Source organism: Peribacillus sp. NPDC006672, from assembly GCF_050274955.1.
In the GTDB taxonomy this organism is placed as follows: Bacteria; Bacillota; Bacilli; order Bacillales; family DSM-1321; genus Peribacillus.
Genome location: NZ_JBNNOR010000007.1, coordinates 183,187 through 209,615 on the forward strand (window position 1 = coordinate 183,187; position 26,429 = coordinate 209,615).

Annotated in this window: 23 protein-coding genes and 1 pseudogene; 1 reads left to right on the plus strand and 23 read right to left on the minus strand. The window is 39.3% G+C overall.

Annotated elements, in window-relative coordinates; genetic code table 11:
* Positions 1–53: 53 nt before the first annotated feature.
* The 23 genes and pseudogenes from ACQKKK_RS13605 to ACQKKK_RS13715 all read right to left on the minus strand — a co-directional run bounded on the left by ACQKKK_RS13605 (position 54) and on the right by ACQKKK_RS13715 (position 25,379).
* Positions 54–1,781, minus strand: a complete 1,728-nt coding sequence (locus ACQKKK_RS13605) for a PAS domain S-box protein (protein WP_427616666.1) — start codon at positions 1,779–1,781, stop codon at positions 54–56.
* Between the two features lie 20 nt (positions 1,782–1,801).
* Positions 1,802–2,263: a GAF domain-containing protein gene (locus ACQKKK_RS13610; protein WP_427616667.1), complete on the minus strand. Its 462-nt coding sequence runs from the start codon at positions 2,261–2,263 to the stop codon at positions 1,802–1,804.
* Entirely contained in the window at positions 2,253–2,906 is a 654-nt protein-coding gene (locus ACQKKK_RS13615) for a response regulator (RefSeq protein WP_427616668.1), read from the minus strand. The genes ACQKKK_RS13610 and ACQKKK_RS13615 overlap by 11 nt, the downstream gene beginning before the upstream one ends.
* A 101-nt stretch (positions 2,907–3,007) precedes the next feature.
* On the minus strand, positions 3,008–3,658 hold the full coding sequence (locus ACQKKK_RS13620; protein ID WP_427616669.1) for a sensor histidine kinase: 651 nt from the start codon (positions 3,656–3,658) through the stop codon (positions 3,008–3,010).
* Positions 3,659–3,864: 206 nt separating this feature from the next.
* Positions 3,865–5,370, minus strand: coding sequence for a nitrate/nitrite transporter (locus tag ACQKKK_RS13625; protein WP_427616670.1), 1,506 nt, complete (start codon positions 5,368–5,370; stop codon positions 3,865–3,867).
* Positions 5,363–5,650 carry a hypothetical protein gene (locus ACQKKK_RS13630; protein ID WP_427616671.1) on the minus strand — a complete coding sequence of 96 codons (288 nt, stop codon included), beginning with the start codon at positions 5,648–5,650 and terminating at the stop codon, positions 5,363–5,365. Before ACQKKK_RS13630 ends, ACQKKK_RS13625 begins: the two co-directional genes overlap by 8 nt.
* Entirely contained in the window at positions 5,637–5,948 is a 312-nt protein-coding gene (locus tag ACQKKK_RS13635) for a hypothetical protein (RefSeq protein WP_427616672.1), read from the minus strand. Before ACQKKK_RS13635 ends, ACQKKK_RS13630 begins: the two co-directional genes overlap by 14 nt.
* Before the next feature lie 186 nt (positions 5,949–6,134).
* Positions 6,135–6,662, minus strand: a complete 528-nt coding sequence (locus ACQKKK_RS13640) for a Rieske (2Fe-2S) protein (RefSeq protein WP_427616673.1) — start codon at positions 6,660–6,662, stop codon at positions 6,135–6,137.
* A gap of 11 nt (positions 6,663–6,673) precedes the next feature.
* Positions 6,674–7,234, minus strand: coding sequence for a 4Fe-4S dicluster domain-containing protein (locus ACQKKK_RS13645; protein ID WP_427616674.1), 561 nt, complete (start codon positions 7,232–7,234; stop codon positions 6,674–6,676).
* The gene (locus ACQKKK_RS13650; RefSeq protein WP_427616675.1) at positions 7,235–9,403 is read right to left on the minus strand and encodes a molybdopterin oxidoreductase family protein; all 2,169 of its coding nucleotides are present in this window, start codon (positions 9,401–9,403) and stop codon (positions 7,235–7,237) included.
* The gene (locus ACQKKK_RS13655) at positions 9,390–10,472 is read right to left on the minus strand and encodes a hypothetical protein (protein WP_427616676.1); all 1,083 of its coding nucleotides are present in this window, start codon (positions 10,470–10,472) and stop codon (positions 9,390–9,392) included. Before ACQKKK_RS13655 ends, ACQKKK_RS13650 begins: the two co-directional genes overlap by 14 nt.
* A 567-nt stretch (positions 10,473–11,039) precedes the next feature.
* Positions 11,040–12,032 carry a biotin-dependent carboxyltransferase family protein gene (locus ACQKKK_RS13660; protein ID WP_427616677.1) on the minus strand — a complete coding sequence of 331 codons (993 nt, stop codon included), beginning with the start codon at positions 12,030–12,032 and terminating at the stop codon, positions 11,040–11,042.
* Positions 12,029–12,787 (minus strand): 5-oxoprolinase subunit PxpB, encoded by a 759-nt coding sequence (gene pxpB / locus ACQKKK_RS13665; protein ID WP_427616678.1) that lies wholly within the window; start codon positions 12,785–12,787, stop codon positions 12,029–12,031. Before pxpB ends, ACQKKK_RS13660 begins: the two co-directional genes overlap by 4 nt.
* A 22-nt stretch (positions 12,788–12,809) precedes the next feature.
* Entirely contained in the window at positions 12,810–13,601 is a 792-nt protein-coding gene (locus ACQKKK_RS13670; protein ID WP_427616679.1) for a putative hydro-lyase, read from the minus strand.
* 73 nt (positions 13,602–13,674) lie between these two features.
* Positions 13,675–14,817, minus strand: a complete 1,143-nt coding sequence (locus ACQKKK_RS13675; RefSeq protein WP_427616776.1) for an NRAMP family divalent metal transporter — start codon at positions 14,815–14,817, stop codon at positions 13,675–13,677.
* Positions 14,818–14,937: 120 nt separating this feature from the next.
* On the minus strand, positions 14,938–15,699 hold the full coding sequence (locus ACQKKK_RS13680) for a LamB/YcsF family protein (RefSeq protein WP_427616777.1): 762 nt from the start codon (positions 15,697–15,699) through the stop codon (positions 14,938–14,940).
* Positions 15,700–16,476: 777 nt separating this feature from the next.
* Complete coding sequence (locus ACQKKK_RS13685) at positions 16,477–16,629, minus strand: hypothetical protein (RefSeq protein ID WP_427616680.1); 153 nt, start codon at positions 16,627–16,629, stop codon at positions 16,477–16,479.
* 172 nt (positions 16,630–16,801) lie between these two features.
* Positions 16,802–17,171: pseudogene (locus ACQKKK_RS13690) on the minus strand (amidohydrolase family protein); the annotation flags it as partial.
* A 122-nt stretch (positions 17,172–17,293) separates the two neighbouring features.
* Positions 17,294–18,616, minus strand: a complete 1,323-nt coding sequence (locus tag ACQKKK_RS13695; RefSeq protein ID WP_427616681.1) for an MFS transporter — start codon at positions 18,614–18,616, stop codon at positions 17,294–17,296.
* Positions 18,617–18,872: 256 nt separating this feature from the next.
* On the minus strand, positions 18,873–20,171 hold the full coding sequence (gene hutI / locus ACQKKK_RS13700) for an imidazolonepropionase (protein WP_427616682.1): 1,299 nt from the start codon (positions 20,169–20,171) through the stop codon (positions 18,873–18,875).
* Positions 20,168–21,844: a urocanate hydratase gene (gene hutU / locus ACQKKK_RS13705; protein ID WP_427616683.1), complete on the minus strand. Its 1,677-nt coding sequence runs from the start codon at positions 21,842–21,844 to the stop codon at positions 20,168–20,170. Before hutU ends, hutI begins: the two co-directional genes overlap by 4 nt.
* Positions 21,845–22,244: 400 nt before the next feature.
* The gene (locus ACQKKK_RS13710; RefSeq protein ID WP_427616684.1) at positions 22,245–23,714 is read right to left on the minus strand and encodes a helix-turn-helix transcriptional regulator; all 1,470 of its coding nucleotides are present in this window, start codon (positions 23,712–23,714) and stop codon (positions 22,245–22,247) included.
* Positions 23,715–24,059: 345 nt separating this feature from the next.
* The gene (locus ACQKKK_RS13715; RefSeq protein WP_427616685.1) at positions 24,060–25,379 is read right to left on the minus strand and encodes an MFS transporter; all 1,320 of its coding nucleotides are present in this window, start codon (positions 25,377–25,379) and stop codon (positions 24,060–24,062) included.
* Positions 25,380–25,803: 424 nt separating this feature from the next.
* On the opposite strand from ACQKKK_RS13715, the gene ACQKKK_RS13720 reads away from it, so the two are divergent.
* Positions 25,804–26,340 carry a TetR/AcrR family transcriptional regulator gene (locus tag ACQKKK_RS13720; protein ID WP_427616778.1) on the plus strand — a complete coding sequence of 179 codons (537 nt, stop codon included), beginning with the start codon at positions 25,804–25,806 and terminating at the stop codon, positions 26,338–26,340.
* Positions 26,341–26,429: the final 89 nt, after the last annotated feature.

A 26,429-nucleotide genomic window follows, 5' to 3' on the forward strand; every position in this document is an offset into this window, starting at 1 on the left:
TTAATTTCGAAAGCCCCTAAAAATTCCTTACATATAAAATTACTTGAATTTTCCTACAAAGGTATTTCCAAAAATACTTTTGTCCCCCTCTCCTCAACTGAATGAAGGGAAAGGTTTCCACCGGCTGCTCTAGCCCTCTCCTCCATACTGAATAAGCCTACCCCACGGGTAACCTTTTCAATATCAAAGCCCTTTCCTTTATCCTCTATGACCACACGAATCTCTTCATCTATTTCCCGAATCGTCACTGTTGCTTCCTTGGTATGAGCATATTTACGAATATTCGTTAATGCTTCTTGGATTATACGGTAAATGGTAATTTCTTTGTTTGTGTTCAGACGGCAATTTAAATAACAGTCAAAATGGACCCTGATATGGTGATGCTCTGAAAACCGGACCAAATAAGAGCGAATGGCAGGAAACAAACCAAGATCATCAAGTACTGATGGTCGCAGTTCCCATGATAGGTGTCGAAGTTCTTCGATTATTTCAGTTGCTTCATCTCGCATCTGATCTAACAGAGGATGACTCATTTCTGCCTGCAGCCTGTTAATCGTGATGAGATGGCTGTATAGGTTCTGTCCAATACCATCGTGAAGCTCGCGGGAAAGGCGTTTCCTTTCATCTTCCTGAACATCAATGATTTTACCCGTCATTTTCTGAATCTCTTCTTCCGCAATCTTCCTCTTAGTCACTTCATGGCGAATCGCCAAATACTGGTATGGTTTATTGTGCTCATCAAGAAAAGGAACTATTGTCGTATCTACCCAATAATAAGTTCCATCCTTGGTCATATTTTTAATCTCGCCTTTCCATACATTCCCGGATGAAATCACTTTCCAAAGATCATTGAAAAATTCTTTAGAATGAAATCCCGAGTTAATAATTCGATGATTCTGTCCAATCAGCTCTTCCTTTGAAAACTTGGAAATCCGGCAAAATTGATCATTAACATATTTGATGGTCCCTTTTTGATCGGTTATTGCTACAATTGATGAAGCATCCAAAGCAAATTGAAAATCGACCAGTTTATGTACGGATTTTTCCAGTTCCTCTACAACTCGTTTATATTCGGTAATTTCCTTCCGAATTGCCAGGTATTTAAAAGGTTTCCCCATTTCATTTAAGAAAGGGACAATTGTAGTATCTACCCAATAATAGGTTCCATCCTTTGCTCTGTTCTTAACCTCTCCCTGCCATACACTTCCTTCAGTGATTGTTCTCCAAAGATTTTGCATAAATTCCTTTGAATGATGACCTGAATTGATAATTCGATGATCTTTCCCTATAAGCTCCGATGCTGAATATTTGGATACCTCACAAAATTTCTTATTGAAGGATTTTATCTTGCCTTTTTCATCTGTAAAAGCAACAATCGTTGATTCATCTATTGCGTACATAATATCAACCAGCTCTTTTATGGGGTAGGTTTGATTTTGATTAAGCCGTGATTGGTCTTTCACTTTATGGAACACGACTAAGTAATAGACCTCTTTTTCAAGAGAAAAGGCATTCATCCTGAAAAAAAGGGAAAAAGCATGACCATCCTTGTGGATTCCGAACTGGTGGATTATTTCTCCTTCCCCACTTGCCAGAAGGTTTGCTCCTGGCATAAGATTCAAAAGGTTTTCTCCTATTAATTCATGATTTGAATAACCAAAATTTTCATATACCCGTTGATTCGCAAAAGAGATGATGCCAGATTCATTGACGAGAATTGTCGCATCGCTGGACCCAGAAAAATTCTCTTTTTCCTTTTCCAAATGATTATTCCAGTCCATACATAGTCCTCCTGTTGCCGTTAAATTGAGCTCTTTAATTCCTTTTCCAATTTTTTCGCTGCATCAAGGATCGTTTGCTGGTCACTTTCAGAAATAGGCTGAGTTGTTCTATTACCTACCAATAATACTCCTTTGAGAACAACTTTAAATTGAATTGGAACTGCGAAAGCGAATTTGAGATTTTCCGCGAGCATGATAGGATATTCTAGTGCTTTGCCGAGGATATTATTAGGAAAATCTTCAATTTTCATCGGCCTGCCTGTAGAGATGACCTTACCTGCTATCCCTTTCCCATATCGAACAGTTATTCTTTTGTATTTATCATTTCTGTTCCCGGCGGCATAATGCCAGCTTACATCTGGACCGTTGCTGTTTTGTAAAGCAAGACCAACAAAATCACAGTCCAACTCTTTCAATACTTGTTCACACGTTTGTTTAAATGGTTGATCTTTTTTTGATTTATTGCACACGTTAAATTCCATGCCCTAATAACCCCTTTTTTAAAGCAAATGCAACAAGTTCATGTCTTGTTTTCATCTGAAGCTTCTCCATCAGGTTTCCTTTATGGGTTTCAACCGTTTTGACACTTATGACAAGTTGTCCGGCAATTTCTTTATTGGAAAATCCTTTCGCAATCAATGTCAGTACCTCTTTTTCACGGTCCGAAAGCAGATTGAAAATATCAGAGGTCCCCTGCTTCACACTGCCTATGTATACCTCCATTAACCTTTTTGTTGCAGATGGATGAAGGTAAGCATTTCCGGTTGATACAGAGCGAATAGCTAGTAATAATTCTTCATGCGGTGCACTTTTTAAAATACAGCCTGAAGCCCCCGCTTGAATGGCTCTGAATAAATATTCTTCATCATCATGCATTGTAAGTATTAATATGGATACTTCAGGCATTAGTTTTTTCAGTTCTGAAGTTGCTGATAAGCCATCTTTCCCATGAGGCATGCTTAAATCCATGACTACCACATTAGGCTGGTGCTCTAGCGCTTGCTGTATTCCTTCGTTCCCTTCGGAAGCTTCCGCTATGACTTCCATATCAGCATGATTATTTAATAGCATCTTTAAGCCCATTCTTACAACGGCGTGATCATCGCAAAGCAAAATTTTTATCAAAGCTGCCCCCCCTTTGCTCTGTTCGTATATGTATTGTTATTAGTTGAATATGAAACAACAACGGGGATTGCCCAATTAGCAAACCCCTTGTTTAGTACATTTTAATATAATGGAAGGGAAATCTCTATAGATGTCCCTTCATCTATTTTTGAAAATATGAAACATTTTCCTCCTATCAAATGCATTCTTTCACTCATGGCTGCAAGCCCGCTCGACTTATTCATAGCGGTTTCCACCTCAAACCCTTTTCCTGAATCTTTAATCTTAATCAATAACCTGCTTTTTTTCCATGTGAATATTATACTTGCCTTCATTGTATCAGCATATCTTGCTATATTCACTAATGCTTCCTGGCAGACTCTGAAAAGTGTAATGCTATCTCTATCAGATATTTTTGATTCAACACCCAGATTCTCTACCTCAACTTCAATGCCATATGTTGAAGTGTATAATTTTATATAGCTTTTCATAGCGGAAATCAGCCCCAGAGTTGTAAGGGTAGGAGGATGCAATTCTACAGCCAAGAGCCTGATTTCTTGAATTGTCTTTTCCAATAGCTGATTCATATCACCTGCATAGCTTTTCATGTCAGGCTGTTCGATTGCCTTTTCAATAAGCTGCATACCCGTAAAGAGACTGTAGAGGGACTGTCCCACACCTTCATGAAGCTCCATTGCAATTCGTTTAATCTCTTCTTCATGAGTTTGAATAATATAAGAACTGATGTTTTTTTTGAGTGGCTGAGTATTCATTCCCACCCTCCTTACTTGTTTGTCGCAAATTATCGGGCAGGCTGACTAAAACGCCACGTCCTCCCAAAAGTTACGCTTTTGGTCGTGCGATGTAAAAGCTGACGAAGATTTTCTTGTCCAGTGGGAAAGTTTGTACTAGTACTTCGTGTATGTCGAAAACTCTGCTTCAAGACTGGGATTTCATTGATTTGCTGCACATAGATTTTTTATGCTTTTTTCACTTTATGATTAGAAATGTCACTAAACATCCCGGCATATTGAACGACATCCCCGGCATCATTTTTTATTGCACTAATTGTCAGCCATTGTAGATATTGTTGTCCATCCTTCCGGCTATTCAAGATTTCACCTTGCCAGAAACCATTTTTTTTAATAGATTTCCACAAATCCTCATAAAAAGTTTGAGGCTGTTTACCTGACTTAAGTATACTAGGATTCTTTCCAATTACCTCATTTTCCTGATAGCCCGTAATATTAGTAAACGCAGGGTTTACTGAAATGATTTTACCACTGATATCGGTGATCAAAATGCCTTCTATTGTATGGTCCATCACTTCTTTGGCAAGCCCCATTTTACCTTGGAAATACATCCAGACAACTAAAATCAAACTTGCAAGAGCAACTTCAGACAATGCCATGAACCCGATTGCATAATGGCCTGTGATATTGAATAACAACGATAGAATTAACGGCGGGAAAAATCCTCCCAAACCTCCCATTGCGGACACAATACCATTCACAATACCAGCTTGCTTTTGAAAATACATCGGCACAAGCTTAAAAATAACACCATTTCCCATTCCAGCACAGAGAGCAATACTTAAACAGCCAAATGTGTACCAGCCAATTGATGGAGCAAAGGATAGGATCATGGCTGAAATCGTATAAACTCCAAAAACAAACATGAGTAGAATAAGAGAATGGAAGCGGTCGGCAAGCCATCCGCCAATTGGTCTCATAAGAGTAGCAAGGACAATAAAGCCTGCGGTCCTTATACCAGCATCCACTTTATCTAATCCAAAGTTCGCTACAAGAAAGTTTGGCAGATAAATAGTAAATGCAACAAAAGAACCGAATGTTATAAAGTAAAATAAGCTTAGCAGCCATAGTTTTTCATTTTTGTAGACACCCTTAATCTGTTCTAAAAGCGGTGTTTTTACTCTCTGTTCCTTTTTATCTCCTAATAGGAAGTTACCTGCAATAAAGACTGCCAAAATCACAAGATAAAGCTGCACGGTTGTTGACCAGCCAAACTTCGAAGCTACAACAGGTGCTGCAAACGCTGATATAGCCGTTCCGAGGTTTCCTGCACCGTAAATTCCGTTAATAAAACCATGGCGTTCCTTAGGATAATACTTCGGTAAAGAGGTTACTCCAACAGAGAATATCGCTCCCCCAATACCAAGGAAAAGCCCTCCAATCAACAAATCAGCAAGAGAATCCGCGATACTGATGTAATAAACAGGGAATAACAGCGATATAAAGCTAATCAGGAAAATTTTCCTGGCCCCGAACTGATTGGCGTAAAAGCCAAGGGGAATACGAAGGATAGATCCTAAAATAACCGGAACAGCTGTTACCAGTGCAAGCTGCCCCTCCGGTATATTGATATCTTCTTTAATAAAAGGCAGCAGTGAAGAAATTAATACCCACACCATAAATCCTACAACGAGATTCAAGGTTTGTAATGGCAGCTGAATTTTTTTAAACATCGTGACCACTCTCTCTTCTAATTATATAGTGTAAACCCGAATTTTCATCAAAAGCAGACCACTCATTTACATTTTTAGTCACAATCGATATCAATGGGACAGCAAAAAAGTTAATGTCGTCAAAATAAATGCGCAGATGTGTGGTGTCAGGACAAAGCTCCACCTTAACAATCGTTTTTGTAACGAAAGAAGCTTTATCCTGACCACCATCATCTAGGATGGCTACACTCGCTTTTTCTGATACTAACGGTTGTATATCTTCTATTTTAATGAGCTCCACAGGTATTGCACCCTCTCTTTGCCATGTAAACATTCATTTGATAACCCTGCAAATATTTCCAGAATGTATCTTTTGCATGAATCTCGATAAATTCAATTGCTTCCTCTTCAGACTCCCATCTGCTCATTCCTTTTACTTCAGCAACTACGATATCGACCCCATCGATTGACTTTTCATCTAAATACCAGTTTAGTCGGACATCTTTAAAAAGGTCTGAAAGGAGCTTATCGATTTCAACAGCAAAATTTCCAGATGCTTCTTTTATAAAACAAAAATCAAGGTATGTTTCACTGTTCATTTAATTCACTCCATTTCATTTTTCGTTTTTTTATAAGTAAATAACGCTAAGGGAAACACCACAATGTTTAATCCCCCAAATATTAATACATTTACATAATTTTCATAATAATATTGGTGAACCATAAATTGGGTAAATACAATATTCATCATAAAGAAGGCACAAAGCAACACGACACCAATAAACTTAAGCCTCATAACGCTTCACCCTTACTGCGTATACTGCGCCATTTTCAACTTTCACCTGAATCTCGGGCAGCGGCCTTCTTGGCGGACCGGCAGTTGGAGCACCTGTTTCAACATCAAATTTCCCATGATGACAAGGACAAACCATCTCCCCTTCTTCCTTCACCCAGAAAACCGGGCAACGAAGATGTGTGCATGCATTTTGGTAAGCTACGTATTTCTTTTCTGACAATCTGATCAAAATAGCATCATCATGATCACCTGGAAATTTGAACTCTAAAGCGTCACCAATTGCAAGTTTGCTTACATCTGTGATTTTTTTGTGAGGATACTCCTTTTCCCCAAGCCCCAGCAATTCTTTAGCCGCTACCGCTCCCCAAGGAAGGGAGGAAATTGCGAATACGCCAGCAGCTCCCACTAATGTTTTCATGAACCCACGTCTATCAAGCTTTCTTTCATTATTCCGTTCAATATTATGGGTGTAATTATCTTCATTAAAGGGAATTTTATTATTTTTATCTGACGGCATCTTAATCCCTCCTAAAATAGCTTTGTTATCCCCTGTAAAATACCAGGCAAATTTACTTTAACGTTCGTTTCACCTTCAAGATATGGCATGCTAGTCACCCATTTTCCATTATCTAGATTAAATTGTTTTTTCTTATTTTCAATTTCTTCATCAGATAGCCACTGAAGTGTATCAGTCGGGCAAACACTTGCACACATTGGCGGGATACTGTCTTTTGTCCGGTCGATACATAAATCGCATTTGTACATTAAGTTTTGTTCAGTATCAAATTTTGGAATTCCGTATGGACAAGCAATTGTACAGTTTTGGCAGCCAATACATTTTTCAACGAGAGCTGATAACACGGCCCCTGTTTCATGAATTTGGATTGCCTGGGCTGGACAGCTTCTTGCACAGGCCGGATTCACACAATGAAGGCACATTAGAGGCATGGTTTGCCGATTAACCATAGGGTTTACATCATAAACATAGTTTCTGTTCCGCTCTTCATGCCCTCCGCATTGTGTACATGCTGCGAGGCATGAACGGCATCCTATACAGTTTTCAAGTTCTAAGTAGAGCCTCTTTTTCATTTATTGCACCTTCTTTATTTCTACTTTTTCCAATTGAGCAGCACACGCCTTATATTCCGGCATACGAGAGATCGGATCAAGTGCTGCAATGGTTAATAGATTGATAGATTGCTCGTGACCAAAGTGGTACGGAACAAATACAGTATCTTTCCGAATTGCTTCTGTAATTTTCACTTTATAGATTGCCTCACCTCTTCGGGTAAATAGGCGGACCCTTTCCTCATGTTCCATATTGTATTTTTTCGCTGTTTCTGGATGTACTTCGACGTATGGCTCCGGACACATATCACGAAGGAACTGGATCCTTCTCGTCTGGTTCCCTGATAAGTAGTGGTAAACGACACGTCCAGTTGTTAAACGAAGCGGATATTTTTCATCTGGTTCTTCAGCTGGGGGACGGTAAGGAAGCGCACAAATTCTTGCTTTTCCGTCTGCGTGATAGAATTTTTTATCCAGGAACATATGCGGCGTTCCCTTATCATTTTCACCCTTGCAAGGCCAGAATACTCCATCCTGTTTGTCGATTTTATCCCATGTAGCACCGTAATAATCGGCATATCCGCCTTTACTAGCCAGTCTGAATTCATCAGCTATATCTTTTGCTGTTTTCAAATATGAAAAATATTTTCCTCTTCCGAGACGTTCTGCAAGCTCTACTTGTATTTGCCAATCGGGCTTAGATTCACCGATTGGTTCTTGTGCCTTATTTATCTTAATAATTCTTCCTTCCAGGTTTGTAACTGTCCCTTCATCTTCTGACCACGTTACAGACGGCAGGATCACATCCGCAAACTCTGCTGATTCAGAAAGATAGAAATCCGAACACAACATAAAATCCAGGTTTTTCATCGCGCTCCTGACGAAATTTAAATTCGGCGCGGATACTGCAGGATTAGAACATAGCAGATACAATCCGCGGATCGTTTTTTGTTCCATTAGTTCAAACATTTCATAAGCAGAAACACCCGGCTGAGGCATTTCTTCCGGAGTGATTTTCCATACTTTACAAACTTCTTCTACATGTTTAGGATTTGTAATTTTTCGGTATCCTGGCAATAAATCCGCTTTCTGACCATGCTCTCGACCACCCTGTCCATTTCCTTGACCAGTGAATGTTGCTACACCAGACTTCGGACGGCCAATCTTACCTGTTACAAGCGCCAAGTTTGTATATCCAGAAACATTGTCAACACCCTTATGCTGCTGTTCAATTCCACGGGCAAACATGACAACTGCATTCGGTGCTTTTCCATAAATCTCTGCTGCGCGAATGATTTTTTCCGGTGCCACACCTGTAAGCTCACTCGTATATTCCGGTGTGAATTCTTTTACAAGCTCTTTTGTTTCTTCAAATCCGTTTGTATGATTATTAATAAACTCTTCGTCAGCATAACCATTTTGAATTAATAAATTTAAGATTCCATTAGCAAGGGCAAGATCCGTTCCTGGTTTCAGGTCAAGGTGCACATCCGCTCTTCTCGCAATAGGCGTTTCGCGGGGATCTACCACGATAATGTATCCGCCTCTTTCTTGAACGTTCCAGACTCTGAACATAGAAGTTGGATGACATTCTGCTGTGTTACTTCCTGCAATAAATAAGCAATCTGTTTCATGAATATTTGTCCAGGGTAATGTTGAACCTCTATCTACGCCGAAAGAACGAAGGAATCCCCCGGCCGCACTTGACATACAGAAACGGCCATTATAGTCAATGTAGCGTGTTCCAAGAGCCACACGTGCAAATTTCCCTGTTAAATAGCATTTTTCATTTGTCATTGATACACCGCTAAAAACGGATAATGAATCTTTTCCATATTTATTTTGAAGCTCACTGAACTTTTTCGCGATTAAATCATATGCTTCATTCCAGCTTGCTTCACGAAAGCCTTCCTTTGTTCCCTTTAATGATGCATCATCACGAATAAGCGGTTTTAAAATACGATCATCATGGTTCGTCTGCTGGTAAGCTGTAACCCCTTTTGGACACATTTTCCCAACCGTTACAGGCCAGTCATAACGTGGTTCAACCCCAATGATTTTATTTGTCGCTCTATTTACCCTTAAATTCATTCCGCACTGCATTCCACAATACGCACAATGCGTTTTGACCAGTGTTTCATTCGGGTGTATCACATTCTCTACTTCTTTAAAAAACTTATCCCTCTGCATTCTGGTTTGCCTCCTTAACTTTTAGCTCATGGATAGGGAAACCGGAAAATTGAGCAATCCGGTATTTTCTTCGGCAAGGTAGGCACATTTCAGCGAGATGATAACCTTCCTTCGTTTGAAATTCAATATCGTTCACGCCGAGAACCTCTACGACATCTTTTGATTGCTCTGTTGAAACAAACTCAACACCGCATACTTTGCATCCTTTCATGGATTGTTCCGCATAATGCTCTCTGTAGTTTCTTGCAAATACACTCATAGGGCGGAAAGGTATGTGAGCAAGTTTTCCGAATGGAAGATAAATCAATGTAATAATGACTGACCACTGGTGAATCAGGGACATAGCTGGCTGCCCTGCACCGTGCAAAGAGATGTTCATAAACGTTAGTGACAAGCCTGTAACGCTAACCAATAACAGCATATATAATGGAAGAAAGTCATACATGAATTTTTGTTCTGCTCTTGCCTGCATATTTTTCAAACGGCGGTAAAGTGCCATGCATACTCCGGCGATAACCATTACAGCAGTAATGTTCAGAGCGTTATATGATAAATTCGCAATGATCCCATTAGCTGGTACTGTTATTACCTTGATCCCCATTGCGATAATGTTGTAGTAGCCATTGTCGTCCATGGTGAAGTACATCCATCCAAATACTAGAGGGAATGTAACGAAGCAGGAAAGGATACATCCCCATCCGATTAGAACGTGCTGAGTCCATCGGTAAATTCCCCTATTCCAGATGAAATTGTATGTTGCTAAATGTTCAACTGATGTTTTAGGCGTTGATTTTCTAAATAGAAGTTTGATGCCTTTTTTTATAAAAATCTTTGTTGGAGGCCTTTCACCCCATGCGATAAACCTGTAAAAGAACCCCCCAATAAAAATAATCGTCCCTACCATATAGCCATAAAGGTTTAAATCTACGTGTGTAAACATTTTCGTGCCAACAAACGATAAGATTACAAGTCCGCAAACTGCTAGAAACATAGACTTAGCAAAATGTGATGCAAAAGCATTATCAATTGATTTCCCTGTTTTTTGATTTGCTGCTACTTTTGCCTGCATTACTATTCCTCCTCATTACAAACAATTACCATACCCTTATTGTAAGAGCTGCCCCGATTTTTCCATATCGGGGAACTTCCCTATCCTATGGGGAAAATTCCCCTATCTTTGAAAAATAAAAAAACAGTTCTGATGTACAGAACTGCCAGACTGTAGACAAACTCGATGAAAATCGAGTTTGTCTATTTTTATGGCTTGTACAATTTGAACGTTGATTTCCACTTCAGGCACTCGCTTTCCGCAGGCGGTCCGCCCTCGGCGCCTTTTGCGCCTGCGGGGTCTCCCTTGGACGCGCTTTTCCCGCAGGAGTCTCGCACACCTGTTCCGATCACTTTGTTTTAACATTTAGATGGAAACCCTTTTGTCTAAAAACTCACAGTTCTGGTGTGCAGAACTGCCTGTACTTTATTTCAAATTTTCTCTTTTCTAGTCTTTATTGTGAAGGAGGAAATACTGTTGGAAGTTTTTCTTGAGGTAAGGCTGTTTTCGGAGAATAAACAAAAAAAGAAAGTGCTCTTTTAATAAGAGTACTCTCTTCCCTTTTACTACTTTTTGATGAGGCTACTATTAGACGTGCTGTTTTTTTAGAGCTAATGAAATCGAAACCTTTAATTCTTTTAATTGTTGTTCTTTTTGAAGGAAAAGCTGCTCGGCTTCTTTTAAGGTTACTCGTGAAAATTGAATAGATTCCCCTGGTTTGACCTGGGCAATTAATGGTAAATCAACTGTAATCACTTGAGCTATCTTAGGATACCCTCCCGTTGTTTGACTATCCGCAAGAAGAATGATAGGGTTTCCATCAGGTGGAACTTGAATTGACCCATTAGTTACTGCTTCAGACAATAGCTCACGTTTTTCCTGTAACTCTAGCAAAGGGCCAGATATTCTATAGCCCATACGATCAGATTGGTTTGAAACTTTAAACAAATTTTCTGTAAAACTAACTTTACTTGATTCAGTAAAATAATCGTACTGGCTTCCATCTATGAAACGAATAACTGGCATGCGACTTGGCATAAACTCCTTTTCATTGACAAACCAATTTGGAGCACTAAACGCTTCCTTAAACTCCCGGTTATCTAGTATAGTAGAAGTTTCATTAAAATCCACAACATCATCTACTTTTAATGATCTTCCTTTATAGCCGCCAATTTCCCCTCTTAAATATGTACTTTTACTTTTCATAACTGTAGAAATAGCATATCCTCCCGCAACAGACAAATAAGCCCTACAACCTGATTTACATCCGGCGAATCGAAGAATGGTTCCCTTTTTTACATAAATAGGCTTCCACATTGGAACAGCCTGACTGTCAATAGTAGGTGATAAATTCCCACCTGTTATCGCGATCAAGCAATTTTTTTCTATTTTAAGAGTCGGGCCCATTAACGTAATTTCAAGAGCAGCTTCACCTTCTTTATTGCCAACTAACATATTTGCAATTCGTAGGGAATATGCATCCATTGCACCGCTTACTATCACTCCATGTTGCTGAAATCCTTTTCTTCCAAGATCCTGAATACTAGTTAATAATCCCGGTTTGATTACACGCAGGCTCACTGTAACCCCTCCTTAAGAATAATTTCTTTATACTCTTGATTAGAAATAGGATGGAATTTTACAATGTCCCCTGCTTGTAATAAACTTGGGGGATTTATATTTGGTAAGAATAGTTTGGTTGGCGTTTGACCGATTAATTGCCATCCACCAGGTGTTGATATAGGATATACTCCCGTTTGCATACCAGCAATTCCTACTGCCCCTGCAGGAATGGTCATTCGTGGAGAGGAACGCCTAGGCGCTGAAATTTTTTCTGATAGTCCACCGAGAAATGGAAAGCCTGGTGCAAATCCAATCATATAGGCCAAATACTCACCGTTTGAATGAATATGGATGACTTCATCAGTAGTTAAATTATTATAACGGGCTACATATTCCAAATCCGGGCCATATTCCTTCCCATAACACACAGGAATGGACACCGTTCGATGTGAGAGTTTTTTATCTCCTTTTAAATCCTGTAATTTCGTTTCCAAGATGGAACGTACCACTTCATAGGGAGAAATGGTTTTAGTTTCATTGCTTTGTTTTTGATCCTTATAGATAACTAGAGGGTCGTAAAAAACCGTCAAATTAGTAAAAGCCGGCACACATTCTATAAATCCAACAAAAGTTTCATCTTCAAGCAAATCCATAAACATTTTAATTTTTTTGTGAATGTCGTATTTCATCTCATTCCCAAATGTAATCACGATTGCGGAATCGCCTAAGGGAGACAGTACGTATGTAGTTTTATTCAAAAGCTTTTCCGGCATAGAACTCAACTCTTTCTGTCTATTATAAAACGCCTAATTTTTCATCACGAATATCCGTTATAAACATATGTCCTGGTGCATGCGTAATCATAATCGCCGGTTTGGTTTCCATTGCGATAGATTGAGGCGTTACACCACAAGCCCAGAATACTGGCACTTCTCCTTCACGAATCGTTACTGCATCGCCAAAATCAGGTTGCTGTATGTTAGAAACACCAATCGCCTCCGGATCTCCAATATGGATCGGCCCCCCATGAACAGCAGGAAAACGCGATGTAACCTGAGCCGCTCGTACGACATCTTTCTGAGGAATCGGACGCATGCTGGCTACCATTTCCCCATGAAATATCCCTGCTTCAATACATGAAATATTCGTTTTATACATTGGTACATTACATCCCTCTTCAATGTGACGAATCGATATATCATTATTCAAAAGGGCATGTTCGAATGTAAAGCTGCACCCAATTAAAAATCCAACCATATCATCTTCCCAATAATCTGAAATATCCGTTACTTCTTCCACTAATTCACCATATTTATATATCCGATATTTTGGAATATCTGTACGTATATCACTAGACTGCGCAGCAAATTTAGGAATAGGGGAACCAATTTCAGTTACGTCTAGAAGTGGACAAGACTTAGGGTTTCGTTGACAAAATAATAAAAAATCAAACGCATGCTCTTTTTTTAAGATTGCTAGATTTGCTTGTGCATATCCGTTTGCCATTCCAGCAGTTGGTTTAACCCATTTATTGTTGCGAATCATTGCGCGCAATTGAGCCGGGGTTACTTGCGAAAGGTCAATCATATTATACATCTCCTATATATAACTGCAGCTTTGAAAAGCTACCAGCCCTATTGAATAAATATAATTAATTTGTTTATTTAAATAGTAATGGTAGCTGAGTAAATAAAGTATATCCACCCATTAACGCCATAACAACTACCACAAATACACCTGATATCGTTAACCATAAAGGATGTTTATATTCACCTACAATGTTTTTCTTATAAGCAGCAATTAATAATGTTCCAAGGGCAATTGGTAAAATAAGTCCGTTAATAGCTCCTACTACAAGCAGTACTTTTACCGGTTTACCAATTAACATAAAGCAAATTGTTGAAACGACTATAAAGCCAATTATAATCCAATTAGCTTTTTTATTTATTTTTTCACTGAATGTTCTGATAAACGAAACTGAAGTATATGCAGCACCAACTACTGATGTGATTGCTGCAGCCCACATAACAATACCAAAGATTTTATAACCAACATTTCCAGCAGCAAGTTGAAAAACGGATGCCGCAGGGTTTTCTGAATCAATTTGCAAGCCTTTAGATACAACACCTAGAACTGCTAAAAATAAAGCAACTCGCATAACTGTGGTTATTAAAATACCCATTACTGAACTCTTTGTGACTTCTGGCAGTGCTCCGACACCTTTCACGCCTGCATCCAATAGACGATGACCGCCAGCAAATGTAATATAGCCACCTACAGACCCTCCAACTAATGTAACGATTGCGATAATATTAATCTTATCAGGGGCGAATGTCTTCACTACTGCTTCTCCAACTGGAGGAGAAGTCGTCCATGCAACATATATCATCAAACAGATCATAAAAAAGCCGGCAATTTGTGTAAAGCGGTCCATCGCTTTACCCGCTTCTTTTACAACAAAAATTAATATTGCAATAACTGCACTAATTGCTGCTCCAGTTGTTGGGGAAATTCCTGTCATCGCATTTAGACCAAGTCCAGCTCCTGCGATGTTCCCTATATTAAATGCGAGCCCACCCATAACAATGAGTGCCGCTAGAACATAACCCAGGCCTGGAAGAACCATGTTTGCAATCTCTTGTCCTCGTTTTTCAGATACAGCAATAATGCGCCATACATTTGTTTGTGCAAAAATATCAAGAATAACTGAAATTAGAATAACAAACCCAAAACTTGCTGCAAGACTTTGGGTATAAACCGTTGTCTGCATTAAAAAACCTGGTCCTATGGCTGATGTTGCCATAAGAAATGCTGCACCTAGTAATAATGTCCAGTTAGTTTTTGGCTTAGAATGATTTTTTTTCTCGTCAGTTATATTCTTGATTGGCTCCAATGAAATCTGCCTCCTAGGTGTTTGTGATTTTTATTTAGAAATAGACTTAACTGTAATTTCAGATATTTCCAAGGATTTTTTTACATGACGAGCAAAGGTTAAAGCATGTGCTCCATCCCCATGAATACAAATGGTATCTGCCTTTAAAGTCACATCAGTCCCTTGCTGTGACAAAACCTTTCCTTCTTTAACCATTCGAACTACCTGTGCAACAGCAACATCATCATTTTCTATCATTGCATGCGCTTCCATTCGAGAAGTCAATGAACCATCTTGTTGATATGTCCGATCCGCAAACACTTCACTAGCCGTTTGTAATCCAATGGTTTGTCCAGCACGTATTAATTCACTTCCAGACAGGCCAAATAAAATGAGCTCAGGATTAATCTTGTATACAGCCTCTGCAATGGCAAGGGACAACTCTTTATTCTTTGCCGCCATATTGTACAAAGCACCATGTGGTTTAACATGTTGCATATTTCCGCCTTCAGATTGCAAGAAGCCATTTAATGCACCTATTTGATAGACAACAATATCATAAGCTTCCTGTGGGGAAATATTAATATTGCGTCGGCCAAAACCAATTAAATCTTGTAATCCTGGGTGGGCACCAATTTTCACATTTTTCTCTAAAGCAAGTTGAACCGTTTTTCTCATAACGGTAGGATCGCCAGCATGAAATCCACACGCTACATTGACAGATGTTACAAAATCCAAAATCTCTGCATCATTTCCAATTCGATATGTGCCAAAGCTCTCACCTAAATCAGAATTCAAATCAACTGTATTCATCATACACTCTCCTATTTACAGAATTTTCGAATATTAAGACTTATAAATATGTAGGAAAAAATAAGTATTTCACTTTCAAAAGTTCTGAAATTCGGAATTATTGTTTCATATTTCGGAATATTCATATTCTACCATGTTTTTTTAATTTCGACAATACTTTGTTAGATAACCTAACATATAATTAGATTCAAAATCTAAATGGTAGAATATAAAGTAATAAAAAAACCATTGTTTCCACTAATAAGGAAAGCAACGGTCTTGATTACAAGTTTAAAGGGAAGTATACAATTACATTCGATGTGAAACGGAAAGGACTTATTTCATTAAAATCGATTTATAGAAAATACTGAGATATCATTCTCACTCTTACCTGAAATAATAAGGACCAATTAAAGCAGAACTGCCGATCAGCCCTGTCCACATGCAATACGAAAATGAAGCTTATTAAATGGGGCATCGTCAATTGTGAATTTTTGTTCGTTCAAAGAACCTCCCCCATTTTTTGATTTTTCAGATATATCAATCCAAAAAACACCATTACTAATTCTCCGGTAGCACCCAAAGTTTTTAGTTCACATAAAATAATGATATTTTGCTGACCCTACCATGTACACCTCCATGCAAGTTAGAAATTTACTTACAGGTAGTTTTTCATTTTATGGTTAAGACTAATACTATAATGAAATTACAGCAATGAAAATTATAAAATAGCATTTTTTTATAACTTATATCAAACCATTCTAACTTTTTTGTCTTTTTAATCATGAATATATAGCTTCAAGGTTTGACCAATTGTTTATCATTGAAATAAATGACTTCACTAAGGATTTTACAGCCTTCTATTACCTCGAATTTCTCCCTTGCTTCCTTTTCTGTATAAAACTCAAACATTTTAAAGCCATTCTTCGAATGGATAGTAATTATCCACATAATATCTCCTCCACATAGAAGGTTTTATTCCACGATTTCCTTAAAACCCCTTTATTTATTCTCCACTGTAAAGCGGTAAAGTGTTTAACGCTGACAATGGGTAGGATGATAATCCACCATCCTACGATTCAGCACTATTACATGTGGACAAATACTTCTATAAGCCCATTCCATCCGCTTGATTTCCGACTTCAAGCGAACCTGATTGCACAAGCAGTATTGTATGCTACCGCCGTAAGTGCTTCAGCAGGGGTAAAACGCATCACGATTCATGCCAGGTTCATGACAAGAGGCATAGAGAAGTCGACGGCGGGGATCCGGGATTGCAATCGGTCGAAATGGTAACAGCTACACCTTCCTCAACGATTCGGCGTCCTGGGGCCGCATCTTTACTTAAATACAAAGCTGTGGCTGGAAGCAAGCAGGCAATGGTTCCTGACTTCTTCGGAAGTCTTTAATAAATGCTAAGCAGAAATAGCCCCTATTTTGGCAGCCAGTTCCGCGCCCTCGTTTGGTTCTATTTCACTAGCATGAATTTCAGGGTCAATCGGATGCTCTTCCTGTAACTTCTTCTGAAATGAAGTAACGGCTTTTTTTATTCTTTTTAAAGTGAAATGAAATAAATTTTAAACATATTCGTAATCAATACACCTGATGACTTATCTTAGCTAACCAGATTATTGGTAGTTTCAGATGAGTTACCTTGTTTGCCTGGTTTCACGAAAACCATGGCTATCATGCCGATCGTTACGGCTATTGAAGCTGCGATAAACATGGCATTATATCCATAAATGGCAACAAGACTTCCTGTTAGGGTTGGGGCAATAATAGTCGCTAGATTCGCAATAAAATGAGTTACTCCCCCAAAAGTTCCTGCTTTATTTGGTTCTGTATCAAGGACAACTATCCAATAGATGGAATTTGGTAAATAATTAAAGGCATTACCTATACACATTAATGCAAGTACTGCTGCAGCACTATCGACTGTTGGGATCAACATAAAACAAACAGCTGTACAAAATAAGGATGCTACCGTGAACCAAGATCTGGCAATACGTAAATTCCCTGTTTTTCTACGTAATATATCCGAGATTTTACCACCTAATAGACCAGTGATAATAGCACCTACCCAGGGAATCATACCAATATATGAAAGTGAAGAAAGTGAATAATTAAATTCATCTTGCAGATATTTTGGGGTCCATGTAAGTAATAAAATATTTACATATAAAAAGGCAAAATATCCAATGGCATTAAATACTAACGTAGGGTTCTTAAAAAAATGGTACCATGGTACATTTATTTGTTCGTCTAATTTCGTCTCACCTTCTATTAAAATATCTGCTCTTCTAATTTCTTCTAGTTCGGTTTTCGAGACTCTTGGATGATCTTCTGGTAAGTTTGTAAATACTTTGTTCCAAATTGCTACCCAAATAAAGCCTAATATACCGAGAATAACAAATGTTACTTTCCAGTTAGTGAATGTTAGAAGACCTACTACGATGGGTGCAGTAATTAATGCTCCAATTGGCGTTCCAACTAATCCAAGTGCTACAGCAAACCCTTTTTCTTTAGGGGATACCCAGTTTGCCATCGTTCGGTTCATCGTTGATAAGGTAGGTCCTTCAGCTAAACCAAATAAAACACGAAATACCGCAAATCCTGCCAAGGCAGAGCCTCCAAATAATGCTGCACCTATGTGACCTGCGAATATTGTCCCGATTTCAAAAAAAGACCATGTAGTTCCGGCAATGATCCACATGAATTTAGGACCTTTCTTATCTGCTAATGCTCCTCCAAATAGTGCACCGAATATATAACCATATCCAAAATATCCAAGGATTGCTCCCCAACTTACTGGATCTAAATTGAACTCCTTGATGATTTCAGCTTGGGCATATGAAAGTGCACCTCTATCAATATAATTAATGATTGTAATAAGAATAATCATAAAAATGATAAAATAACGATAGTTATTTCTCAACATGTAATCCCCGCCTTGATGTTTATTAGAGAGCAGCAATACTTACTGATTTTAAATATAAAAACAGTAAGTATTGCTGCTCTTTATCTAGTTTTTTCCCATGTTGTAGGTATCAAAGCCTTTCACATCCGCCGAAATTTCAGCGGATATAAAAAGGCTCCTGATACACTGATTGAAGTCCATCAAATGGTTATTTCATGAGAGATACGGTCAACCTAATGATGGGCGATGGGTATAGTCTATCGTCTTTTAGTGAATTTTATAGTCCAGTCAGGCTTTTGGATTCAGTCTTCACCCTATCATTCACTACTTGCACACCATTTTTCCATACGGACTTAACGTGATTGACACCAAATAAATATTGCAATTCCTGATAGTTTTCTACGTTCCATAAAACGACATCCGCTTGTTTTCCGACTTCAAGCGAACCTACCTTTTCTTGTCTGTTGATTGCACAAGCAGCATTGTATGTTGCCGCCGTAAGTGCTTCAGCAGGGGTAAGACGCATCGAGATGCATGCCAGGTTCATGACAAGAGGCATAGAAGTCGTCGGCGAGGAACCGGGATTGCAATCGGTCGAAATGGCAACTGCTACACCTTCATCAACCATTCGGCGTCCTGGAGCCGCATCTTCTCTTAAATACAAAGCTGTGGCTGGAAGCAAGCAGGCAATGGTGCCTGACTTAGCCATAGCAGTAATCCCCTCATCAGAAGCCTTTAACAAATGTTCAGCTGAAATCGCTCCTATTTCGGCAGCTAGTTCTGCTCCACCGTATGGCTCAATTTCATCGGCATGAATTTTAGGAATCAAGCCGTATTTTTTTCCGGCCTTTAAAATCCGCTCCGATTGTTCAGGGGTAAAGACCCCCTTTTCACAAAATACATCATTGAATTCAGCAAGCTTCTCTTCAGAGACAATTGGAAGCATATCATTTATCAAATGATCGACAAATTCATCCTCACGGCCCTTATATTCCTTTGGAACTGCATGGGCTCCCATAAAAGTAGGAACAAGGTCAATCGGATGCTCCTCCTGTAACTTCTTCATCACCCGTAATTGCTTTAACTCAGTTTCCAAATTCATTCCGTAACCGCTTTTACCTTCTACTGTAGTCACGCCATGTGCAAGAAACGAATCAAGACGCCGTGTGGTTTGTTCCATCAACTCTTCTTCACTTGCTTCCCGGGTCATGCGGGTGGTTGCATGAATGCCCCCGCCCCCGTTCATTATGTCCATATATGTTGCACCTTCGAGACGCATTTCAAATTCACGCTCACGACTCCCGCCATATACAACATGCGTATGGGGATCAACTAGCCCTGGCGTCACTAAATGACCAGAAGCATCGAAAACTTCAGCTTCATGTATTCTATCTGCATATAGTTCTTCCAAGTCCCTGGTCGTACCGACAGCTTGGATCAAACCAGATTCCATCCATATACTTCCATCTTCTATCAAACCAAGCTCCGACATTCCCTCTTTGGTACGAGGACCTTTCCTTTCAGAGGTAAGCGTAGCAAGCTGAGTGGCATGTTTTATCCAAATTGGTTTTGTCATTGTTTATCAATTCCTTTATCAAGCATTGGGATATTAATTCCTCTTTCACGGGCTGTTTCCTCTGCCAGTTCATACCCTGCATCAACGTGACGCACTACGCCCATCCCTGGGTCCGTTGTCAACACTCGCTCAATCCTTGCTCCTGCTTCTTTGGTGCCGTCTGCCACAATTACAACGCCTGCATGCATGGAGTAACCCATACCTACGCCGCCGCCATGATGTACGGAAACCCAGGTTGCACCGCCCACTGCATTCACCATTGCATTTAAGATCGGCCAGTCAGCCACTACATCCGAACCATCCTTCATGGCTTCCGTTTCACGATTTGGCGAAGCAACAGAGCCTGAATCCAAATGGTCACGCCCAATTACTATCGGGGCCTTCAATTCACCGCTTGCAACCATATCATTGAGGATTTTACCAAAACGGGCGCGCTCCCCATAACCAAGCCAGCAGATGCGGGACGGCAGGCCTTGGAACTGGATTTTTTCTTGAGCCATTCTGATCCAGTTACACAAATGTTCATTATCAGCGAATTCGCGTAAAATCGCTTGGTCTGTTTTATAAATGTCTTCTGGATCACCAGATAAAGCCACCCAGCGGAATGGACCTTTACCTTCACAAAATTGGGGACGGATATAAGCTGGAACGAAGCCGGGGAAGTCAAAAGCATTCTCTACCCCTTCATCTTTCGCAACTTGACGGATATTGTTACCATAATCAAACGTCACGGCTCCTTTTTCCATCATTTCAAGCATCGCTCTTACATGTTTGGCCATTGAAGCTTTAGAGAGTTTAATATACTCTTCTGGGTGTGCATTCCGTAATTCTGCAGCCTCTTCCATTGACAGGCCTGAAGGAGTATATCCATTTAGTGGATCATGGGCGGACGTCTGATCCGTCAAGACATCCGGAATAAAGTTCCTTGCGATCATTTCAGGAAGAAGATCAGAAGCATTCCCAATCAGACCAATGGATAATGCTTTCCCTGCAAGTTTGGCTTCTGTTGCTAAACGAATGGCTTCATCCAAAGAATCTGTTTTCACATCGGTATAACGCGTCTCAATTCTCCTGTCAATTCTTGTCTCATCAACATCGATCCCGATACAGACACCACCGTTCATCGTAACTGCTAGCGGCTGTGCCCCTCCCATTCCGCCTAAACCTGCCGTTAGGGTAATGGTGCCTTTTAACGAGTTATTGAAATGTTGTTTTGCAAGCTCGGCAAAGGTCTCGTATGTACCCTGCACGATTCCTTGCGAACCAATATAAATCCAGCTACCAGCTGTCATTTGCCCGTACATCATCAATCCCTTTTTATCAAGTTCATGGAATGTTTCCCAGTTCGCGTATGCAGGGACGATATTTGAATTTGCAAGCAGGACACGTGGTGCATCCGTATGCGTTTTAAAAATGGCCACCGGTTTCCCTGATTGGACCAATAAAGTTTCATCTTCTTCAAGCTCTTTTAGTGATTTGACGATTGCATCAAAGCATTCCCAGTTACGAGCCGCTTTCCCAATCCCTCCGTATACCACCAAATCTTCTGGACGTTCAGCGACTTCAGGATCCAAATTATTCATAAGCATTCTAAGCACTGCCTCTTGTTGCCATCCTTTCGTATGCAAATCAGTACCTGTATAGCGGATAACCTTATTTGTAATCGTGTTCATTTTTATTTCCTCCTTGTTTTTGTTATATTTTCATTCTATATGAAAAATTCAGAATAATTTATTATAATTTAATGATTATTTTATAAAATAAATCAATACTTTGTAGTTAACTTCACTTTTTTATGAATAATATTAAAAACTTTTAAAAAGGACGATTCAATATAAATGAATTGTCCTTGATACGCACGTGTTTCCTTACGAACGATTTTCTTTTCAAATTTCTGCTCATTCTCACTGGCTTTCACATGTGTGGATTCAACGTCCGCGGAAAGCGAGTGCCCCTACGTTCCAATCAACGTTCAATTATTGTACAAGCCAAAAAAAAATGTAGACAAACTCAATTTTCATCGAGTTTGTCTACATTCTGAAAGAACGATTCAATATACTGAATCGTCCCTTTTTATAATCCAGACCGATAAGCTGATGGTGTACAAGCTTCAAGAAGTTTGAATTTGGCGTTGAAATAAGTTTGATGTGAATAACCGGCTAATTGTGCGATTTCCTCCAATGATAAATCCGTTTCCTTTAATAAACGTTTAGCTTCCCTAATTCGAACTTGATGCAGCGTATTGCGAAAAGACTCGCCGGATTCAGCCGCAAAACGACGGCTTAGTGTGCTTTTATTGACACGCAGAGTATCTGCACAGGTTGCTAGATTCCACTGGGCGTCCCAATAGTTGGACTCGATCAGCTCTCTTGCTTTTTCGCTAAGTGTGCGAGCCCCTTCCTGTAATTGCCCATGATCCTGCAGAAGTAAATGGGTGGTGAACGCATGCAGTTCTTTTACTATTTGATGAATGACTGGTTTATGTACGATTTGCTGAAATACGTCATAGTATATTGCTTCTAGAGAAGCATTTTGCAAATTGTATGATTTCATATGCCTGCGGATCTGCGCTAATACGCTTGTAAGGCGAATCCGAACGATTTCCGGGTCAGGGTATGGTTGTTGAAAAGTAAGGAATTCACGTTCGATCCAGTTCCTGATGGCTTTTGCATCCCGTCTTTCGAGCATTTCTATCCAAAGTCTTTGTTCAAGGGGAGTGAGGAATGGATCCATCTCCTGAGGCGAGGTTTGTTGACTTTCGGCTAAAATGATATCATATCCATCGAAAAAGATTTGTCTTGTAAATTCACGTGTTTGCTGGTACATCCTTTTTAAAGATTCATCAGGATTTGCCGCTTTTATTATGATGGCAAGAGGCTCATCCATTCTTTCTTTCCAGTGAGCCAGGAACGCTTGGTATTCTTCCTTATATACATCAATTTCCTTTGTTTCCTGGACGCATAAAATAAAATCCGATAAAGCGAAGGTTTGATTTTTCCCAGTAAAAGAATATCGTTGCAGTTCATCATAAACTAAAGGAAGGGTCTTGTTATCAGGTGTCAAAAAGGCCACCATGGTTATTCGACTTTCATGCTTCCGGTCTGTCAAGAAGAAATCAGGATAACCAATATCAAGTGTTTTCTCACCATCCATGGCGTTTGTCAAGAAAAGACCTTGATCATTTCTTAATTGAAAACGCAATTGTTGGATATGCTTTACCAAATCCGCTGAAGAAAAAGGACGGAATAGGACATCTTCCGCACGAAAACGCAAGGCCCGATATGCTGTTTGAAAGATTCGCTCAGACGAAATGCCTAACCATCGAATTCCCCTCCGTTTTAACGAAACACCCATCGCCTCACTTTCATCCGTCCAAATATCCATATCCAAAATAACGAATTCCGGTTGCTTATTACGAATGCCCTTTTCAAATTCTTCAATCGTTTTCCACAAGATCAGTCTAACTCCCGTTAGGTGCGACTCGATTATCCAACGAATTCCTTGAGCTTCAATCTCATCTTTTGCCACCAAATGAATTTCCACATCATCCCCCCATTCCCACCTCATATTCCTTTCATCTAATAAATATGAAGTCAGCCTTTGAAAGAAAAGGAAATCCCTGGTCTTTACAAAGTAACTTGTATCTAATCTCCATTCTAATCCCGTTGAATACTTCAAACAAGTCATATTAAGCAGAAGCTGCTCTAAGATTAATTTTGACATGCTCAAACTGTATTTTATATCTAAGGAAAGTACCATATTTAACACATTATTAACGGTATAACTATATGAAAATATTTAAAAAAACACCATAGAAACATGTGGTTTCCAATGATGTTTCTTTTTTTAGACCATTTAATGCTTCCATTTAGTTTTCAGTTGGATCTGTTATAAATGATTAATATTGACTTCAACTTCTTTTATTTTGTTTTCTTCTGGAGCACTTGACAATTTTAATGATAATAGAGTGATGACTCCTATCACAAGTAATCCTGATAAAATAAACATACCTTGAGAAAATGCAACAGTACCAAGAATCATCGGTCCTACAAAACCGCCTAATGCCGCAAATGAATTGACTAGAGCTATTCCAACGGGTGCAGTGGACTCAGTGAAGAAAAATGTCATATAGGCAAAGAAACATCCACTGAACCCGTATAACCCGAATGATGTAATCGTTAACATCAGCACCATCATAAAGACACCATCTGAAAAGCCGCACCCGATAAATCCGATAACTGCTACCAGGAGACAAACGAGCAAGTGTGGTTTATGTGCATTCGTCCGATCAGAGTTCCAGCCAACAAAAATAACCGCAGGTATACCCACTAACGGAGGAATCATCGCTAACCAGCCTATTTCTAAATTGGTTGTTGCATTTTCCGATAAAGATTTTATGATGGTTGGCATCCAGAATGACAATCCATAGATAGATGTGTACCCAGCGAAATAAAAAAGTGCCAACTTCCAGATTTTCGAATCTTTTAGCATATCAAGCTTAGTGACTTTATTTATTTTCGAGCTTACTTTTCTTTCAGCACTCAACTCACCTTCTAACCAAACGCTTTCTTCCTTAGATAACCATTTAGCGTCAGTGGGTCTATTAGTTAAATAGAAAACAGCAACAACTCCAATAATAATGGCCGGGATGCCTTCAAGGATGAACATCCATCTCCACCCTGCCATACCGAACCAGGAAATATTGTCAAGAATCCATGTCGACACAGGTGCACCAATCAATCCGCCAATCGGTAAAGCTAAAAGCAGGGCCGCTGTTGCCCGTCCTCTTTCGCGGGCCCTGAACCAATAAGTTAAATACAAAATTATACCAGGGAAAAACCCAGCTTCGGCGACACCTAATAAAAAACGGAGAATGTATAAGTGCATCGTTGTTTGCGCAAAACCTGTTAATACGACCACAAGTCCCCACGAAAGCATTATACGGGCAATCCATATCCGAGCTCCCACTTTATGCATGATCATGTTGCTTGGAACTTCAAAGAAGAAATAGCCAATAAAGAAAATACCGGAAAGCAATCCAAAAACCTCAGCGGATAAGGCTAATTCTGCGTTCATTTGTAAAGCAGCATAGCCTAAATTGACCCTGTCCAAGTAAGCAATGATATAAAGGATCAAGATAAATGGAAGAATGCGTCTCATCGTTTTATTAATCGTTCTTTTCTCTATTTCTCCACTAAAATGATTCATGATTATTTCCTCCCTTTTCAAGCTACCCTTTCCCCAAAAACATGCGATTACTGCTGATCCTTTCCTTGCTCCCCGACTTTTTGGTTCAATTCCCCTATACCATCAAATTACCCCCATACCACCTCCCCTCCATTTACATTCATTGAACCCAACAATATTATTAAACGAGTTCATATCCTCAGGGTAAAAATACCCCTCCCTACATGATCCGGAACGTCAGAAAGCGCTTTCATAATATATTAATAAAATGAAGAAAGCGTTGTGATTATTCACAATTATATAGACTATCTGCTCTCTAACCAGACTGTAGTCTGATATTAAACTACGCAGGAATATTCTGTCAATTATTCCTTGGAGGTTTTTCCATGATTGAACCAAGAAAGAAACAGCATAGGGACAAAAGACTCGTGAAAAAATTTTAAAAATATCTTTAGAGCTATTTAGCGAAAAAGGTTATGATAAAGTTACAGTTGACGAAATCGTGAAAAAAAGCGGCACGTCAAAAGGGTCATTTTGCCAACACTTTTCAGCGAAATCGGATATTTTTTTAGTAAGGTTCACAGAAGTCGATGATTACTATCGCGAATTCTTCCATTCCCTACCGATTTATATGAACTCTACCGAGAAATTGTTTGTTTTCATACGGAAATTGATGTGTTTTCTGGAAGAAGAAATGGGCAAAGATTTAATGAAAGTGATTTACAGTTCCGCATTAGATTTGAAAGAACATACTTACTTTTCAAATTCAAATCGCTCACTCTTCCAAATTATTCGTTCATTAATTGAAGATGCGAAAGAACAAAACAGCATTGGCTCTGACCAATCAGTAAATGAAATTTCAACACTTATCACCCAAAGCTTGATGGGAATCATCTATCATTGGGGATTAAACAACTCAGAAAAAAGCTTGGAATCATTATCCATACCGCAAACCGAAACAATCATTAATGGACTGAAATGAGAACCAATACATAATTTAAAAACTGCTGACTGTTAAATGAATATTAATCCCAGCAATCTCACTGATTGGTGGAGTAACTAAATTATTCT

Bases quoted from the DNA above. Each gene is read 5' to 3' on its own strand.
- ACQKKK_RS13650 (WP_427616675.1), bottom strand. From the start codon at position 9,403: ATGCAGAGGGATAAGTTTTTTAAAGAAGTAGAGAATGTGATACACCCG.
- ACQKKK_RS13715 (WP_427616685.1), bottom strand. From the start codon at position 25,379: ATGAATCATTTTAGTGGAGAAATAGAGAAAAGAACGATTAATAAAACG.
- ACQKKK_RS13645 (WP_427616674.1), bottom strand. From the start codon at position 7,234: ATGAAAAAGAGGCTCTACTTAGAACTTGAAAACTGTATAGGATGCCGT.
- hutU (WP_427616683.1), bottom strand. From the start codon at position 21,844: ATGAACACGATTACAAATAAGGTTATCCGCTATACAGGTACTGATTTG.
- ACQKKK_RS13680 (WP_427616777.1), bottom strand. From the start codon at position 15,699: ATGAATACAGTTGATTTGAATTCTGATTTAGGTGAGAGCTTTGGCACA.
- ACQKKK_RS13620 (WP_427616669.1), bottom strand. From the start codon at position 3,658: ATGAATACTCAGCCACTCAAAAAAAACATCAGTTCTTATATTATTCAA.
- ACQKKK_RS13670 (WP_427616679.1), bottom strand. From the start codon at position 13,601: ATGATTGACCTTTCGCAAGTAACCCCGGCTCAATTGCGCGCAATGATT.
- ACQKKK_RS13655 (WP_427616676.1), bottom strand. From the start codon at position 10,472: ATGCAGGCAAAAGTAGCAGCAAATCAAAAAACAGGGAAATCAATTGAT.
- ACQKKK_RS13605 (WP_427616666.1), bottom strand. From the start codon at position 1,781: ATGGACTGGAATAATCATTTGGAAAAGGAAAAAGAGAATTTTTCTGGG.
- ACQKKK_RS13675 (WP_427616776.1), bottom strand. From the start codon at position 14,817: ATGGCAACATCAGCCATAGGACCAGGTTTTTTAATGCAGACAACGGTT.
- ACQKKK_RS13635 (WP_427616672.1), bottom strand. From the start codon at position 5,948: ATGAACAGTGAAACATACCTTGATTTTTGTTTTATAAAAGAAGCATCT.
- ACQKKK_RS13695 (WP_427616681.1), bottom strand. From the start codon at position 18,616: ATGTTGAGAAATAACTATCGTTATTTTATCATTTTTATGATTATTCTT.
- ACQKKK_RS13625 (WP_427616670.1), bottom strand. From the start codon at position 5,370: ATGTTTAAAAAAATTCAGCTGCCATTACAAACCTTGAATCTCGTTGTA.
- pxpB (WP_427616678.1), bottom strand. From the start codon at position 12,787: ATGCCGGAAAAGCTTTTGAATAAAACTACATACGTACTGTCTCCCTTA.
- ACQKKK_RS13685 (WP_427616680.1), bottom strand. From the start codon at position 16,629: ATGTGGATAATTACTATCCATTCGAAGAATGGCTTTAAAATGTTTGAG.
- ACQKKK_RS13610 (WP_427616667.1), bottom strand. From the start codon at position 2,263: ATGGAATTTAACGTGTGCAATAAATCAAAAAAAGATCAACCATTTAAA.
- ACQKKK_RS13640 (WP_427616673.1), bottom strand. From the start codon at position 6,662: ATGCCGTCAGATAAAAATAATAAAATTCCCTTTAATGAAGATAATTAC.
- hutI (WP_427616682.1), bottom strand. From the start codon at position 20,171: ATGACAAAACCAATTTGGATAAAACATGCCACTCAGCTTGCTACGCTT.